The sequence below is a fragment of the Pseudomonas sp. PA-6-3C genome (assembly GCF_021605825.1).
In the GTDB taxonomy this organism is placed as follows: domain Bacteria; phylum Pseudomonadota; class Gammaproteobacteria; order Pseudomonadales; family Pseudomonadaceae; genus Aquipseudomonas; species Aquipseudomonas edaphica.
This window is the reverse complement of sequence record NZ_WKDV01000031.1, coordinates 68,822-83,161: the sequence shown is the minus strand read 5'-3', so window position 1 is coordinate 83,161 and position 14,340 is coordinate 68,822. Positions and strand designations below refer to the sequence as shown.

General features: G+C 61.1%; 11 protein-coding genes. 6 read left to right on the top strand and 5 right to left on the bottom strand.

Going from position 1 to position 14,340, the window contains the following annotated elements; translation table 11 throughout:
* Window positions 1-167: 167 nt before the first annotated feature.
* Window positions 168-803 carry a hypothetical protein gene (locus tag GIW48_RS20140; protein WP_099549771.1) on the top strand — a complete coding sequence of 212 codons (636 nt, stop codon included), beginning with the start codon at window positions 168-170 and terminating at the stop codon, window positions 801-803.
* A gap of 58 nt (window positions 804-861) precedes the next feature.
* On the opposite strand, the gene GIW48_RS20135 is transcribed toward GIW48_RS20140, so the two are convergent.
* Window positions 862-1,731, bottom strand: coding sequence for an isocitrate lyase/PEP mutase family protein (locus tag GIW48_RS20135; RefSeq protein ID WP_017135623.1), 870 nt, complete (start codon window positions 1,729-1,731; stop codon window positions 862-864).
* Between the two features lie 280 nt (window positions 1,732-2,011).
* Between GIW48_RS20135 and GIW48_RS20130 the strand changes: the two genes are divergently transcribed.
* Window positions 2,012-2,953: a cupin gene (locus tag GIW48_RS20130; RefSeq protein WP_170037205.1), complete on the top strand. Its 942-nt coding sequence runs from the start codon at window positions 2,012-2,014 to the stop codon at window positions 2,951-2,953.
* 137 nt (window positions 2,954-3,090) lie between these two features.
* On the opposite strand, the gene GIW48_RS20125 is transcribed toward GIW48_RS20130, so the two are convergent.
* The 4 genes from GIW48_RS20125 to GIW48_RS20110 all read right to left on the bottom strand — a co-directional run bounded on the left by GIW48_RS20125 (window position 3,091) and on the right by GIW48_RS20110 (window position 9,896).
* The gene (locus GIW48_RS20125; protein ID WP_236460637.1) at window positions 3,091-3,987 is read right to left on the bottom strand and encodes a LysR family transcriptional regulator; all 897 of its coding nucleotides are present in this window, start codon (window positions 3,985-3,987) and stop codon (window positions 3,091-3,093) included.
* Window positions 3,988-4,024: 37 nt separating this feature from the next.
* A complete protein-coding gene (locus GIW48_RS20120; RefSeq protein ID WP_236460638.1) occupies window positions 4,025-7,099 on the bottom strand; it encodes an efflux RND transporter permease subunit in 3,075 nt (1,024 codons plus the stop codon).
* A gap of 9 nt (window positions 7,100-7,108) precedes the next feature.
* Window positions 7,109-8,221, bottom strand: a complete 1,113-nt coding sequence (locus tag GIW48_RS20115) for an efflux RND transporter periplasmic adaptor subunit (RefSeq protein ID WP_236460658.1) — start codon at window positions 8,219-8,221, stop codon at window positions 7,109-7,111.
* A 94-nt stretch (window positions 8,222-8,315) separates the two neighbouring features.
* Window positions 8,316-9,896 carry an efflux transporter outer membrane subunit gene (locus GIW48_RS20110; protein ID WP_236460639.1) on the bottom strand — a complete coding sequence of 527 codons (1,581 nt, stop codon included), beginning with the start codon at window positions 9,894-9,896 and terminating at the stop codon, window positions 8,316-8,318.
* Between the two features lie 258 nt (window positions 9,897-10,154).
* On the opposite strand from GIW48_RS20110, the gene GIW48_RS20105 reads away from it, so the two are divergent.
* From GIW48_RS20105 to GIW48_RS20090, 4 genes are all read left to right on the top strand, one after another.
* Window positions 10,155-11,135: an ABC transporter substrate-binding protein gene (locus GIW48_RS20105; protein WP_236460640.1), complete on the top strand. Its 981-nt coding sequence runs from the start codon at window positions 10,155-10,157 to the stop codon at window positions 11,133-11,135.
* The gene (locus GIW48_RS20100; protein WP_236460641.1) at window positions 11,132-12,439 is read left to right on the top strand and encodes an LLM class flavin-dependent oxidoreductase; all 1,308 of its coding nucleotides are present in this window, start codon (window positions 11,132-11,134) and stop codon (window positions 12,437-12,439) included. Before GIW48_RS20105 ends, GIW48_RS20100 begins: the two co-directional genes overlap by 4 nt.
* 172 nt (window positions 12,440-12,611) lie before the next feature.
* On the top strand, window positions 12,612-13,010 hold the full coding sequence (locus tag GIW48_RS20095; protein WP_236460642.1) for a cytidine deaminase: 399 nt from the start codon (window positions 12,612-12,614) through the stop codon (window positions 13,008-13,010).
* A gap of 54 nt (window positions 13,011-13,064) precedes the next feature.
* Entirely contained in the window at window positions 13,065-14,330 is a 1,266-nt protein-coding gene (locus GIW48_RS20090) for a NupC/NupG family nucleoside CNT transporter (RefSeq protein ID WP_017135630.1), read from the top strand.
* Window positions 14,331-14,340 lie beyond the last annotated feature (10 nt).

Sequence of the window (14,340 nt, the reverse complement as noted above, 5' to 3'; positions counted from 1 at the left end):
CCCGCTGGACTGCGCAGCAGGCCCGTTTTTCAGGGACGCTTCGCGCCCCAGCGGGAGCAAGCTCCCTCGCCACAATGGTTGCCTGTTTTACTTGGGTTGCAGTTGCGGCGCAGAACCCATGCCCTATCATGGCGCCCATCATCCTCTCTGAAAGGACCAGAGGCCTCATGAAAAAAGCGTCATGTATCCTGCTCGCTACCGTTTTATTGGGGCTTAGTGCCTCAGCGCTGGCGGCCGAAGGTTTTATTGGCACCGGCATCAATACAGGGAACGGTTATGAGCCGGACGGCCACGGCGGCCTTAGAGGTACCGGGGGAAACCTGGGCGGTGACTACGCGCTGCAAGAAGATGGATCACTCAGGGGCACCGGTAAAAATATCGGCAAAGGCTATATTCCCGCCGATGACGGTGGCCTCAAGGGCATCGGCTACAACAATGGCCGCGGGTTCAGCCCGGACGGCTCGGGCGGCTATAAGGGCACAGGTTTTAACACGGGTGAGGATTACCGGTCTGACGGCAAAGGCTATTTCCGTGGCGACGGCAAGGCCTCAGGCGCCAGCTGGCGCTCCGATGGCAACGGCGGGTATGAGGGCACCGGCGAGTACCGCAAGCGTGGGTACAAGTCCGATGGTCGGGGCGGCTATGTAGGCACCGGCAAGAACGAGGGCAGGGGGCTTGAGTCCGATGGTCGCGGTGGCTTTATCGGCACCGGCTTGAATGCGGGGGGCGGCTGGGAGCCGGATGGAGACGGCGGCTACAAAGGCACGGGTAATAATCGCGGGGAACGCTGGAGGATTGATTGAAGCAGCCCTCACCGTGAGTATCCGGTGCTGATTGCAACAATCAGCACCGTTGCGGCAATTACTCTTTAACGTCCATGAACTCTTCAGCCCACGCCACATAGCTTTCCGGCAACGTGTAGGTATGGGTCAGCTCCGTAGCGCTGAGGTTGGACGTGCTGCTGGTCAGCTTGCGCTGGGCGCGCAGGCTGTCGTAAGTGGCCTTGATCGACGCAAAGTAGGCGCCGTGGCCGGCCACCACGATGCGCACGCCCAGGGCCGCCAGACGCTCACTGTCATTGAGCTGTGGGTTGCCGTAGGTCACCAGCATCAATGGCACCGTCAGGTTGGCGGCGATCTGCTCAAGGTGGTCGAAGTCTTTGACGCCAACCATGCAGATGCCGTCGGCGCCGGCTTTCTCATAGGCCTTGGTGCGTGCGATCACATCTTCGGTCGGCAGCACACCGGCGTTGGTGCGCGCGATGATCGACAGTTCAGGGTCGACACGCGCTTCAAGCGCCGCCTTCACTTTGCCGATGCCTTCTTCGACGGAAATCAGGTCGGTGGATTTGCGCCCGAACTGCGCCGGCAACAGCGTGTCTTCAATGGTCAGCGCGGCCACACCGGCACGCTCAAGCTCTTCGACGGTGCGCATCACGTTCAAAGCGTTGCCGTAACCGTGGTCGGCGTCGGCAATAAACGGCAGTTGGGCGACGCGGCCGATGCGGGTGGCCTGTTCAACGAACTCACTCAGTGTGATCAACGCAAAATCGGGGGCTGCAAGTACCTGCAACGAGGCGACCGAACCACCGAGGATACCGACTTCAAAGCCCAGGTCGGCGGCGATGCGCGCGGACATGGGGTCGAAGACGGAGGCGGTTTCAACGCAGATTTGTTTTGCAAGCAGTTCACGGAAGTTGCGGCGCAACGCTGAGTGAGAAATCTTTGGCATGTTCTTTCCTGGCTTTGGTCATCGTCATGTGACGATCAATGTCTATTCGTGGTGGCGCCAAGATTACCACGCAGAGGTACCTGGGATTATGACGTTTGAGCATGAGACAGGCGCCGAACACATGGATCATCGGTTCACGCTCAGGCGCTGGACAGTCCGATTGCACCGTCGCGGGGCAAAGCCGCCCCATCCTGCACAACTGCTGTGCCGGCGGAGTGCTTAATCCCCGCAAGCGCAATGCCTATAGTGGATTCAAAACCGCCCAAGCCTGAGGTGAACCATGAACAGCGAGTTCAAACCCGACCTGACCGATACAGTGCCAAACGAGCAAGTGGACGCCGAGTACTTCGAGTACAGCAAGGCGGCCAACCCGATCAGCGCCAACCTGATTACCCGGATTCCCTACCACAGCTTCCCGGCCTCGCTCTACGACAGCGGCGCCTCGCGGGTGGTCGCGCTGGACCTCAGCCAAGCGCTGGGCTGTGAAGGCCCGGCGACCGGGCCAGGGTTGTGCGCCAACTTTATCCGCTTGAACGCCGGTGATGCCCTGGACCTGCACCCCAATGCGACCTCACAGGTGTTTTATGTCATCGCAGGCGAAGGCCGCGTGGTGCAGGGCGAACATGAGATCCAATGGTCGAGCGGTTGCTTTATCGCGCTGCCTGGCCTGCAGCCCGCGCGTTTCAGCGCTTCACAGGATGCACGCCTGTACTACGTGCATGATGAACCGCTGTTGCGCTACCTGGGCGTGACGCGCAGCACTGATCGCTTCGTGCCGACGTTGTATCCCGCCGCGCTGGCCAACCAGAAGCTGCGGGAAGCAGCGGATGACCCCCGCGCCCAGGACCGCAGCCGCATCAGCATTTTGCTGGGCAACCGCAATTTCCCCCAGACCCGAACCGTCACGCATGTGCTCTGGGCCATGTACGGCATTCTGCCGGCGGGCTCGATCCAGAAGCCGCACCGGCACCAGTCGATTGCGCTGGACTTCATCATCAACTGCCCCGAGGGTTGCTATTCGCTGGTGGGCACGGAGCTGGACGCTGATGGCCAGATCCGTAATCCGGTGCGGGTGGACTGGTCGCCGGGGCTGGCGTTCGTGACACCGCCGGGTTACTGGCATGCGCACTTCAATGAGTCAGACACCGAGGCATTCCTGATCCCTATCCAGGATGCCGGGCTGCAAACCTACCTGCGGGCGCTGGATATCCGCTTCAGCTGACAGTACTCGGTCAAAATGTGGGAGCTGGCTTGCCTGCGATTGCATCAACTCGGTATGCCTGATGTACCGAGGTGCTTGCATCGCAGGCAAGCCAGCTCCCACAGGTTTTGCTTTAGTACGAGCCGCTCAGGTCGGTCTTATTTCCAATAGGGCGTTTCACCCAGCTGCTCGACGACAAAGTCGATAAAACAGCGCACCTTGGACGACACGATCCGCTTGGGCGGGTAGACAAACCACACCGCAAACGCCTGTTCAGCCCCCAGAATGCTCCAGTGCGGCAACCAGACCTGCAACTCACCCGCCTCAACGCTTTTGCTCACCAGCCAATCAGGCAGCAAGGCAAAGCCCAGGCCTTGGCGTGCAGCGAGCAACTGCGCGTCCAGGTCGTTGATGCGGATACAGTCGCCGTATACCAGCGGCAAGACTTCACCACCGGCCTCGAAGGCAACATCATGCGCGCTCAGGATGGCCGGCAGGCCGGCCAGGTCTGCCGGTGTCGCTGGGGCCGCGTACTGCTCACAAAACCCCGGGCTGGTCACCAGCAGGTACTTTCCCGCGCAGATCTTGCGCGCTTTGAGCGTTGAGTCGGGCAGGGCGCCAATCCGAATGGCCAGGTCAACGCCTGCATGAATCAGGTTGACTTGGGCGTTATCCAGCACCAATTCCAGCTTGATTTGCGGGTAGCGCGCCAAGAACACGTTCAAGACCGGCAGGATATGGTGCCGGGCAAACGCCGGTGGCAAATTGAGCTTGAGTACCCCTCGAGGTTGCTGGTTGAGCGCCGAAGTGGCTGCCTTGGCTTGCTCCAGCTCATCCAGCACACGGCGGGCGTGCAGCAGAAACGTCTGGCCGCCTTCGGTCAGGTGCAGCGTGCGTGTCGAGCGATTGAACAGGGCGATGCCCAAGTCCTGCTCAAGATCCTTCACATAGCGCGAGACGGTAGAGGCCTTGATGCCCAGTCGCTCAGCCGCCCGGGAGAAATTATTGCCTTCGGCGGCCTCGACAAAGGCGGTTAGCGCAGCGAAATAATCCAAGTGCCGCCTCGGTGGTCAGCGTGGGTGAGCGCTCAGGTTACCGGCTGTGGTCAGGCACCGCCACGGGCACGGATCCCGGTTGTTCGACGTCCTTATGATGGGTTTCACCAATAAACATATACATCGCCGGCACCATAAACAGCGTCAGCAACGTGCCGATCGACAGCCCGCTGAAGATCACCAGGCCCATATCATGCCGCCCCGCAGCGCCAGCGCCCGACGCCCACACCAAGGGCACCACGCCCAACACCATGGCGGCGGTGGTCATCAGGATCGGCCGCAGCCGCACCGCCGCCGCTTCTTCAATCGCCTCACGCTTGCTGTGACCAGCGCGCTGCAATTCGTTGGCAAACTGCACGATCAGGATGCCGTGCTTGGTGATCAGCCCCAGCAACGTCACCAAACCGACCTGGGTGTACACGTTGATCGAGGCGTAGCCCATGGTGATAAAGGCCAGGGCGCCGAACAGGGCAGGCGGCACCGAGAACAGAATCACCACCGGGTCGCGAAAGCTCTCGAACTGGAACGCCAGCGCCAGGTAAACGATCAGGATCGAAAACAACAACAGCCCGACGAAGCCGCCAGACTCCTGAATGAACTGGCGCGACTCGCCGGAGAAATCCGAGGTGTAGCCCGACGGTGCCACGTTGGTGAGGATGGTATTGAGCTTGGCCAGCAACTCGCCCTGGGCCACGCCGCTGACGCCCGATAGCGTTGCCGAGTTGAGTTGCTGGAAGTGGTTGATCGATTCCGGCTGGGTCGAGGTCTCGATGTGCGCCACCGTGCGCGCCTGGATCATGCTGCCCGATGGCGTGCGGATGTAGTAATCGAGAATCTGGTCCGGGTTGAGGCGGTCGACTTGCAGCACCTGGGGAATGACTTTGTAGGAGCGCCCGGCGGTGGAGAAGTAGTTCACATAATTGCCGCCGAGTGCCGCCGACAGCGCGGCACCTACATCGGCTTGGGTCATGCCCAGCGCGGCGATTTTTTCGCGGTCCACCACCAGCTTGGCTTGAGGTTTGTCGAGTTTCAAATCCATGTCGGAGAACCAGAACAGCTGCTGTTTCTGTGCCTCGGCCATCACCGCCTGCGCCACTTCGTTGAGGTTTTCCACCGAATCGGTGGTGGTGATCACAAACTGCACCGGCAGCCCTTGGGCGCCCGGCAGCGAGGGCAGCGGGAAGGCGGCAATGGTGGCGCCCGGCACCTGGTTCCACTTTTGCTGCAAATCCAGAATCAGTTGGGCCTGGGAGCGTGTGCGCTCATCCCAGGTTTTAAGCAACACGCCGCCCAGGCCCTGGTTGAGCGCGGGCAGGCCGGTGAGCTGGAACATCTGCGCGTATTCCGGCTCTTTATTGGCGATCTGGAAGGCCTGGTCGGCAATCCGCTCCATCTGCTGCGGTGAGGCGGTGGGTGGGCCTTTGATCTGCATAAACACCAGCCCTTGGTCCTCGGTGGGCGACAGCTCACTCTTGGCCGTCATGCCACTGGCGGCCACCAGCAAGAACAGCACAAAACCAAAGGTCACCAGCACCGGCCAGATATTCAGGCCGCCCGCCAGCACGCGGTGGTAACGCTTGCGCAACCAATCAAAATAGTCATCGAGCTTGCGCGCGAAACGACCTTCTTCCTGCCCTGGTTTGAACAACTTGGAGGTCATCATCGGTGAAAGGGTCAACGCCACCACGGCCGACACGGTCACAGCGCCCGCCAGCGAGAAACAGAACTCCTTGAACAATGCGCCCGTCAGCCCGCTGCGCAGCCCGATCGGCACATAGGCGGCAATCAGCACCACAGTCATCGCGATGATCGGCCCGCCCAACTCCCGCGCCGCCACCAGCGCGGCCTCCAGCACGCCTTTGCCTTCTTCCTTGATGTGCCGGTCGACGTTTTCCACCACGATAATCGCGTCGTCCACCACCAGGCCGATGGCCAATACCAGTGCGAGCAAGGTCAGCAGGTTGATCGAATAGCCCAGCAGGTACATCACAAAGAAGGTGCCGACCAACGACAACGGGATCGCCACCAACGGCACGATCACCGCGCGGAACGAGCCGAGGAACAGATAGATCACCACCGACACAATGATCATGGCCTCGACCAGGGTCTTCACCACCTCGTAAATCGAGGTGTTAATAAACGCGGTGGAGTCATACACAATTTCGCCGCGCACGCCGGCCGGCAGTTGCGATTGCAACTCGGGGAAGGCTTCGCGCACGCTGCTGGCGACGGTGAGGATATTCGCGGTGGGCGCCGCCTTGATGCCGATAAACACCGAACGCTTGCCGGAAAACGCCACGCTGCTGTCATAGTTCTCGGCGCCAAGGGTGACGGTGGCCACATCCTCCAGGTACACCAGCGCATCGCCTTTCTGCCTGATCACCAGCCGCTTGAACTCATCCACTGTGTGCAAATCGGTGCCGGCGGTGAGGTCGACCGTCACGGTTTGCCCGCGTGTCGAACCAACGGCCGACAGGTAGTTATTGTTGGCCAGCGCCGTGGACACGTCCTGCGCGGTGACGTTATGCGCCGCCAGTTTGTCCGGGTCCAGCCAGGCGCGCAGGGCGAACTGGCGCCCACCGAGGATCTCGGCGGTTTGCACGCCCTGGATCGAGTCCAGCTTGGGCTTGACTACCCGCACCAGGTAGTCGGTGATGTTATTGGTCGGCAGCGTGTCGCTGTAAAAACCCAGGTACATGGCGTCGGTGGTCTGCCCCACGGCAATGGTCAGCACCGGCTCCTGGGCTTGCGCCGGCAACTGGTTCTTGACCGAATTGACCTGTGTGTTGATCTCGGTAAGGGCTTTGCTGGCGTCGTAGTTCAGCCGCAGCGTGGCGGTGATGGTGGAGATGCCGGTGATGCTCGACGAAGCCAGGTAGTCGATGCCCTGGGCCTGGGCAATCGCCGATTCCAGCGGCTGGGTAATAAAACCGGCGACCGTGGAGGCGTCGGCGCCGTAGTAGGAGGTGGTGATGGTGACCACGGTATTTTCGGTGCGCGGCCATTGATTCACCGGCAGTTCAAAAATCGAGCGCAGCCCCAGGATCAGAATGAACAGCGAGACGACGATGGCCCACACCGGTCGCTGGATAAAGGTATCGGTAAGCTTCATGGGACACCTTTAATGTTCTTGGGGCGTCGGCGCCGGGTCGTTCAGCGGCGCGGCGCTGTTGTCGACCTTCACCGGCGAGCCGTTCTTGAGCTTCATCTGGCCGCTGGTGATCAACAGATCGCCTTCCTTGACGCCCGACAGGATCGCGACCTGATCGCCACGGGTCGGCCCGGTCTTGATAAAGGTCTGTTGCGCGGTGAGCACCTCGTCACCCTTGTCATTCTTGCTCGAGGTGGCAATGAACACCGTGGTGCCATACGGGTTGTAGGTCACCGACGTTTGCGGGACGGTGAGGTAGCGTTGGGTGGCGCCCGAGCTGACCACGGCACGGGCAAACATGCCGGGCACCAGGTTTTGCTTGGGGTTCTCCACGGTTGCTTCAACGGTAATGTTGCGCGTGGTGGCATCGAACTGGGTGTCGATGGTGCTGATACGGCCCTTGAACGTCTGGTTGGACAGGCCGTCAGCCGTTACCGCGACGCTTTGGCCAATGGCGATGGCTTCCATCTGCGTCTGCGGTACGCTGAAGTCGATATAGACAGGATCAAATGTCTGCAACGTGGCGATCTTGTCGCCGGGGTTGAGGTATTGGCCGGGGTTGACGCTGGTGATACCGATGCGCCCGGCAAACGGTGCGCGAATGGTCTTTTTCGCCACCAGCGCACGCTGCTGCTCGGCGGCGGCAAGCTTGGCCTTCAAGTCGGCGGTGTCGGTGTCGACCTGGGCCTGAGAGATTGCGTTGACCGCCAGTTGCGCCTTGTCACGCTTGAGCACGATGACGGCGAGGTCGGCTGTGGCCTCGAGCGAGTGCAGTTGCGCGATGTCGGAGTCGGCATTCAACTGCACCAGCAGTGCCTGGGCTTCGACATCCTGGCCGGGTTTGAACCCGATGGTGCGCACGATGCCGCCCACTTCCGTGGTCACATCCACGCCGCGCACTGCCTTCATCGAGCCCACCGCCGAGACGCTGGGTTGCCAATCGCTGAATGGCACTTGCATCGCCGTCACCACCGCTGCAGGCAAGGGCTGTTTGGACTGGGCGATCAGCGCCGAAATCTGCACGAACTTCACCCCGGCAATGATCGCGACAATCACCAGCACCACCACGATCATGATCAGCATCGGCCGCCACAGTCGCCGCTTGCGCGGACCATTGGGGGCCGGTGGTGGGGCAGAGACAGGGGTGACTTCAGCCATGGGGTTTCTCACTGTTGATTCAGTTGAGCCGCGCGGCATCGGCCGGCGCGGCTTTGCTCTTGGCCGGCATGATTTCCTGCCACGACGGCAGGCCGAAGCGATCCGGGCTGCCCTTGGTGTCCGGGTTTACATCCGCACGGTTCCACCAACCGCCACCCAGGGCCTGGAAGAGGGCGGTGGTGTCGCTGTAGCGGGCGGCCTGGGCCTTCACGCGTGACAGTGCAGTGTTTTGATAGGTCTGCTGGGCCGTGAGCAGGTTGATATAGGCCACCGCGCCGAGACGGAACTGGGCCTGGACCAGATCCAGGTTGGCCTGCGCGGAGCGCTCTGCCACGACCTGCTGGTTGAGCGCGTCGGCGTCGGCTTCCAGCGCCCGCAGTGCGTTGGCCACGTCCTGGAAGGCGGTCACCACCGTGCCGCGATAACGCGCCGCCGACTCGTCGTAAGCGGCCACGGCTGCGCGTTTGCGGTGTTCGAGTGCGCCAGCGTCAAAGATCGGCTGGGTGATTGAACCCGCCAGGCTCCACACGCCGGAGCCCGATGAAAACAGCTTGGTGCCGCTTGCCACCGTGGAACCCAGCGAGCCGGTAATGCTGAACTGCGGCAACTGGTTGGCGACGGCCACGCCGATATTGGCGCTGGCCTGATGCAATTGAGCCTCGGCTGAACGCACATCCGGCCGCTGGCCAACAATGGCCGAGGGCAGGCTCACCGGCAGTTCTTCGGGCAGCCGTAAAGACGCCAGGTTGAAGCGTTCGCCCTGGTCCTGATTCGGGAAGCGCCCCAGGTAGGCCATCAACTGATTGCGTGTCTGCGCCAATTGCTTTTGCAACGGCGGCAAGGTCGCACGGGTTTGCGCCAGTGCGGTTTGCTGGGTCAGCACGTCGGAATCGCCAATCGCCCCCAAACGCCGCTGGGCTTGCAGCAGGTCAAGCTGGCCGCCCTGCAGGCGAATGATTTCCTCGGTAGACGCGATTTGATCGCGTACAGACGCGAGGCTGATGGCGGTATTGACCACATTGGCAGTCAGGGTCAGGTAAGTCGCCTCCAGCTGGAAGCGCTGGTATTCGGCCTGCGCCGTGGTCGACTCGATTTGCCGGCGCGTACCGCCAAACACATCCGGGGCATAGGAGACGCTCAGCGACGCTGAACTGACGGTCAGTATTGGCGATTGCGGCACGCCGGAGGTGACCCCCGAGACTTTCTCACGGGCCTTCTGCACATTGCCGCTCACCGACGGGAACAACGACGCTTGATCGGCATAGATCAGCTCGTTGGCCTGGCGCAACGCGGCTTGCGCGGCGCTCACATCCGGGTTGGCCTTCAAGGCTTCTTCGACCAATGCGTTCAAGGCGGGCGAACGAAACAGCGTCCACCATTGGCCAGGAATATCCATCCCGGCGATCAGCCGCTGCGCGGCACCACCGGTGTCGATATCGGCCTGGGCGGTGGTGGTGAGTTTTTCTTTTGAATAGTCGGCGTTCGCGGCCACATCGGGTCGGGCGAAATCCGGCCCGACGGTGCAGCCGGCGAGGGCCAGGCACAGGAGGCTAAGCGGAGCGAGAACGTGTGATACACGCTGCCGAGGCTGCTCTTTCATGTTGACTCTATTAATCAGTTGGCTAACTGTTTTTTTGTTGAGCAATGACTGCTGGTGCATCAGGGACGCTGGACTCAAACCAGTGTAGGTGGTGCCGGGCGCTATGCAATGTCGGTACCTGAGTTTCGGCGGAACCGATGGCGATAAAATGCATATTCCGCATTCTTGTAGAATTAGGATATGCATAATCAGTATTTTACACTGGATGATCAGTCCCTCATCTTCTCCCTCCCTATAAACAGGCTTCTGGAGAAAAACGTGCGTTACCTGACAACACTGACGGCCGGGATGACCGCCGCCTTGCTATGCCTGACTGCGCACGCGCAAACGCTGGTGGTAGGCGACCAAAGCTACAACGCCCAGGCCGTGATGGAAGCAGCGGGGGTGCTCAACGACCTGCCCTACACCCTGGAATGGAAACAATTCACCGCCGGCTCGCCCGTCGCCGAAGCGCTGAATGCCAACAGCCTGGACATCGGCCTGCTGGGGGATGCGCCGGTGTTGTTCCTGGGGGCACTCGGCGCGCCGATCAAAGTGATTGGCATCAGCCGACAGAACCTCGAAGGCGTGGCGATTCTGGTCAGAAAAGACTCCTCGATCCACAGCCTTGCCGACCTTGCCGACCTTGCCGGCAAGCGTGCGGCCATCTGGAAAGGCTCCTGGAGCCAGCAACTGCTGATGACGGCGCTGGACAAAGCCGGAGTGCCGCGTGACTCACTGGAACTGCGCTACCTCAGCGCGTTGGACGCTTCCCATGCGTTGGAGGGCGGCTCAGTCGACGTCATTGCGACGTGGGAACCCTACGTTACCCAGCAGGAACGCCAAGGCGCACGGGTGCTGGCGACGGCTGAGGGGTTGATACCTGCGCAGAGCTTTATTGCCGCCAACACCAAGGCCTTGGAGAGCAAACGCGCACCCATCAGCGACTTTCTGCAGCGCTTGAAGAAGGCCCGCGACTGGACACGCCAAAGCCCGGCCAATGCCGATGCGTATGCGGATGCCTGGGCCAAACGTACCCGCGCCGATGCCGACATCGCCCGCGCCTGGTTTGCCCGCGCGCGCACCACGGTTGAGCCGGTCACGGCCCAGTCACCGGTGGAAGCGCAAAAGACCGTGGACTTTTTTGCCAGCCAAGGCCTGGTCAAGTCCTATTCGGCGGCCAGCCTGTTCGACGATTCATTCGCGGCCGCCTTGCAACCCGCCGTGGCCAAAACGCTTCAAGGAACACTGAACAAATGACTAAAAGACAGCTGAAACTTGGCGCCCTGACGATGGGCTGCGGCGGCCCCGGCCGCCATAACCTATGGCTTGACCCCGAGTTACCGGCCGATGCCAGCGTCAACGTCGACTGGTACATCGACATTGCCCGCCAGGCGGAGGCCGCACTGTTCGACTTGATGTTCATCGTCGACAGCCAGTTCATCACGCCCGGCTCGCCGTCCCACTACCTCAATCGCCTGGAGCCGCTGACCCTGTTATCGGCATTGGCCGTCAGCACACGGCATATCGGTTTGGTCGGCACACTGACAACGTCCTACAACTCGCCCTACAACGTGGCACGGCGCTTGGCCTCCCTGGACCTGATCAGCAAAGGCCGCGCCGGCTGGAACGTGGTCACCAGCGGTGACGCTGGCACCGCCGGCAACTACAGCCGTGACGAGCATTACGACTACGACACCCGCTACGGCCGCGCCGCCGAACATGTCCAGGTGGTACAGGGCTTGTGGAATTCCTATGAGGATGACGCCTTCGTGCGCGACCGTGCGACGGGCCAGTTTCTCGACCCCAGCAAACTGCACAGCCTGAACCACAAGGGCGAGCACTTTTCAGTGGTCGGCCCGCTGAATATCCAGCGCTCGCCCCAAGGCCAGCCGGTGATCTTCCAGGCCGGTGACTCGGAACAAGGCCGCGACCTGGGCGCCGCCACCGCCGATGTGATCTTCACTCACGCCGCCAGCATCGAGCAGGGCCGGGCGTTTTACCGGGATATAAAGGGCAGGGCGCTGCAACACGGGCGCGACCCGGAGCAGTTACTGGTGATGCCCGGCGCGGAAATCTATGTAGGCGATACCGACGAGCATGCGCGTGAAATCGAGCAGTATTACCATCAGGCTGACCATAGTTTTGAGCTGGCACTGAAGGAGTTTGGGCGTAATTTCGGCTGGCATGATTTCAGCCAATACGACCTGGATGCGCCGTTTCCGCAGGAGAGTCTGGAGGCTGCACGCAGCAGCTTTTTTACCAATGCCAAGCGCATTGCTGATCAGGCGCGGGAGAAGGGGTTTACCTTGCGTCAGACGGTTGAATTTGGCCGGCAACTGCGGCCGGGGGCGTTTGTGGGGACGGCGGATACTGTCGCGAAAAAAATGGCCGATTGGCTCCATGCGCGGGCGGTGGATGGGTTCAATATTTATATTGGGCATCCGGGGCAGTTCACGCGGTTTACGCAGGAAGTCATACCGTTGTTGCAAGAGCGCGGGGTTTATCGCACGGCGTATGAAGGCACGACGTTGCGCGAGAGTTTGGGGTTGGGAGTTGCATAGAGGGCGTTTGGCGCGTGTGGCCTGTTGCAACTATCGGCGCAGGCCAAGCCAACTTTCGCTCACGGCTAAAAATAAAGATTGAGTATTCACATCAAATGTTATTTTAATAACACCCATAAGAGCGTCACGACCTTCCTGGACGTGCTCGCAAAAAATGGGATGCACCCTGTAAATGACAATTGAACAGCGTTTGATGGAACAGGCCAAGCGGGCGGCCGAGCGTACGTATTCACCTTATTCCAGGTTTCCGGTCGGCGCGGCATTGCTGACCGCCGATGGTGAGGTCGTACTGGGCTGCAACGTGGAGAACATCTCCTACGGGCTGACCAATTGTGCCGAACGCAGCGCCTTGTTCAGTGCCATCAGCCAGGGCCATGCGCCGGGCAGTTTCAGGGCCATCGCGGTTTACGCACCCAACGTTTCACTGATAAGCCCTTGCGGTGCCTGCCGCCAGGTGATGCTGGAGTTGATGGCCAAGGATGCAGTGGTGATTTGCCAGGGCAGTGACCCGGCCGCCACGCGTACCTGGACCCTGGCGCAATTGTTGCCGGGTGCTTTCGACGCTTTCTAATCCTGGGCAGGCCAATTGGCCTGTGTCCGCTCGGTCCATTATTGAGACGCCTGCATGATCAGTCTTGTCGGAATAGCGACCCTTATTGTCATTGCCATTGCTTTATCCCACCAGCGACGCTCGATCAACTGGCGCACGGTTTCGGTCGCCTTTGTGATCCAGGTCCTGATCGGCGCTTTTGCGCTGTACGTGCCCTGGGGCCAGACGGTGCTCGCCGCGCTGTCGGGCGCGGTAGCCTCCCTGCAGCTCTACGCCAACAAAGGCATCGAGTTTCTGTTCGGCGGTTTGAGTTCTCCGCATATGTTTGAAGTGTTCGGAAATGGCGGGTTTGTATTCGCTATCCGGGTGTTGCCGATGATTGTGTTCTTCGGCAGCTTTATCTCGGTGCTGTATTACATCGGCGTGATGGGCTGGATTATCCGGTTGGTGGGCGGCGGCCTGCGTCTGCTGCTGGGCACCAGTCGCGTCGAGTCGATGGTGGTGACGTCGGCGATTTTCATCGGCCAGTCGGAGGTGCCGCTGGTGGTACGGCCGTTCATTGCCAAGCTGACGCGCTCTGAGTTGTTCGCGGTGATGGTCGGCGGTTTTGCCGCGGTAGCAGGTTCGGTGCTGCTCGGTTACGCCGGGCTTGGGGTGGAACTCAAATACCTGATCGCCGCATGTTTCATGTCGGCGCCGGGGGCGTTGTTGATGGCCAAGCTCATGGAACCGGAAACCGAAGCGGCCCGCACCGACGAGGTGATTGAAGAGCTGGGACAGGCCGAGAATCGGCCGACCAATATCATCGACGCGGCTGCCGAGGGCGCGCAGGTCGGCTTGCGCCTGGCGTTGGCGGTGGGCGCGATGCTGCTTTCGTTTATCGCGCTGATCGCCTTGTTCAACGGGCTGCTCGGTTGGGCGGGCAACTGGTTTGGCTACCCGCAGCTGACCTTGCAACTGGTGCTCGGGCACGTGTTGGCGCCGATCGCTTTTCTGCTCGGGGTGCCGTGGCATGAGGCAGTGCTGGCCGGCGGTTTTATCGGGGAAAAACTGGTGCTCAACGAGTTCGTCGCCTATGCCGACCTGGCCAACTACCTGACCGCGGACAAGGCCGCCGCAGCCGGGGTGCCGCTGTTGTCGGCACACACCCAAGTGATCGTCACCTTCGCCCTGTGCGGTTTTGCCAACCTGTCCTCGATTGCCATCCAACTGGGCGGCCTCACGGGTATCGCCCCGCAACGGCGTCAAGAACTGGCGCGGCTGGGCCTGCGGGCCATGATCGGCGGTACGCTTTCGAACCTGATGAGCGCGGCGATTGTCGGCTTTTTCATTTCGCTGTAAGGAGCACAGT

Excerpts from the sequence above, each read along its gene's own strand:
- GIW48_RS20140 (WP_099549771.1), top strand. The coding sequence starts at position 168 with ATGAAAAAAGCGTCATGTATCCTGCTCGCTACCGTTTTATTGGGGCTT.
- GIW48_RS20135 (WP_017135623.1), bottom strand. The coding sequence starts at position 1,731 with ATGCCAAAGATTTCTCACTCAGCGTTGCGCCGCAACTTCCGTGAACTG.
- GIW48_RS20130 (WP_170037205.1), top strand. The coding sequence starts at position 2,012 with ATGAACAGCGAGTTCAAACCCGACCTGACCGATACAGTGCCAAACGAG.
- GIW48_RS20120 (WP_236460638.1), bottom strand. The coding sequence starts at position 7,099 with ATGAAGCTTACCGATACCTTTATCCAGCGACCGGTGTGGGCCATCGTC.
- GIW48_RS20115 (WP_236460658.1), bottom strand. The coding sequence starts at position 8,221 with ATGCTGATCATGATCGTGGTGGTGCTGGTGATTGTCGCGATCATTGCC.
- GIW48_RS20110 (WP_236460639.1), bottom strand. The coding sequence starts at position 9,896 with ATGAAAGAGCAGCCTCGGCAGCGTGTATCACACGTTCTCGCTCCGCTT.
- GIW48_RS20100 (WP_236460641.1), top strand. The coding sequence starts at position 11,132 with ATGACTAAAAGACAGCTGAAACTTGGCGCCCTGACGATGGGCTGCGGC.
- GIW48_RS20095 (WP_236460642.1), top strand. The coding sequence starts at position 12,612 with ATGACAATTGAACAGCGTTTGATGGAACAGGCCAAGCGGGCGGCCGAG.
- GIW48_RS20090 (WP_017135630.1), top strand. The coding sequence starts at position 13,065 with ATGATCAGTCTTGTCGGAATAGCGACCCTTATTGTCATTGCCATTGCT.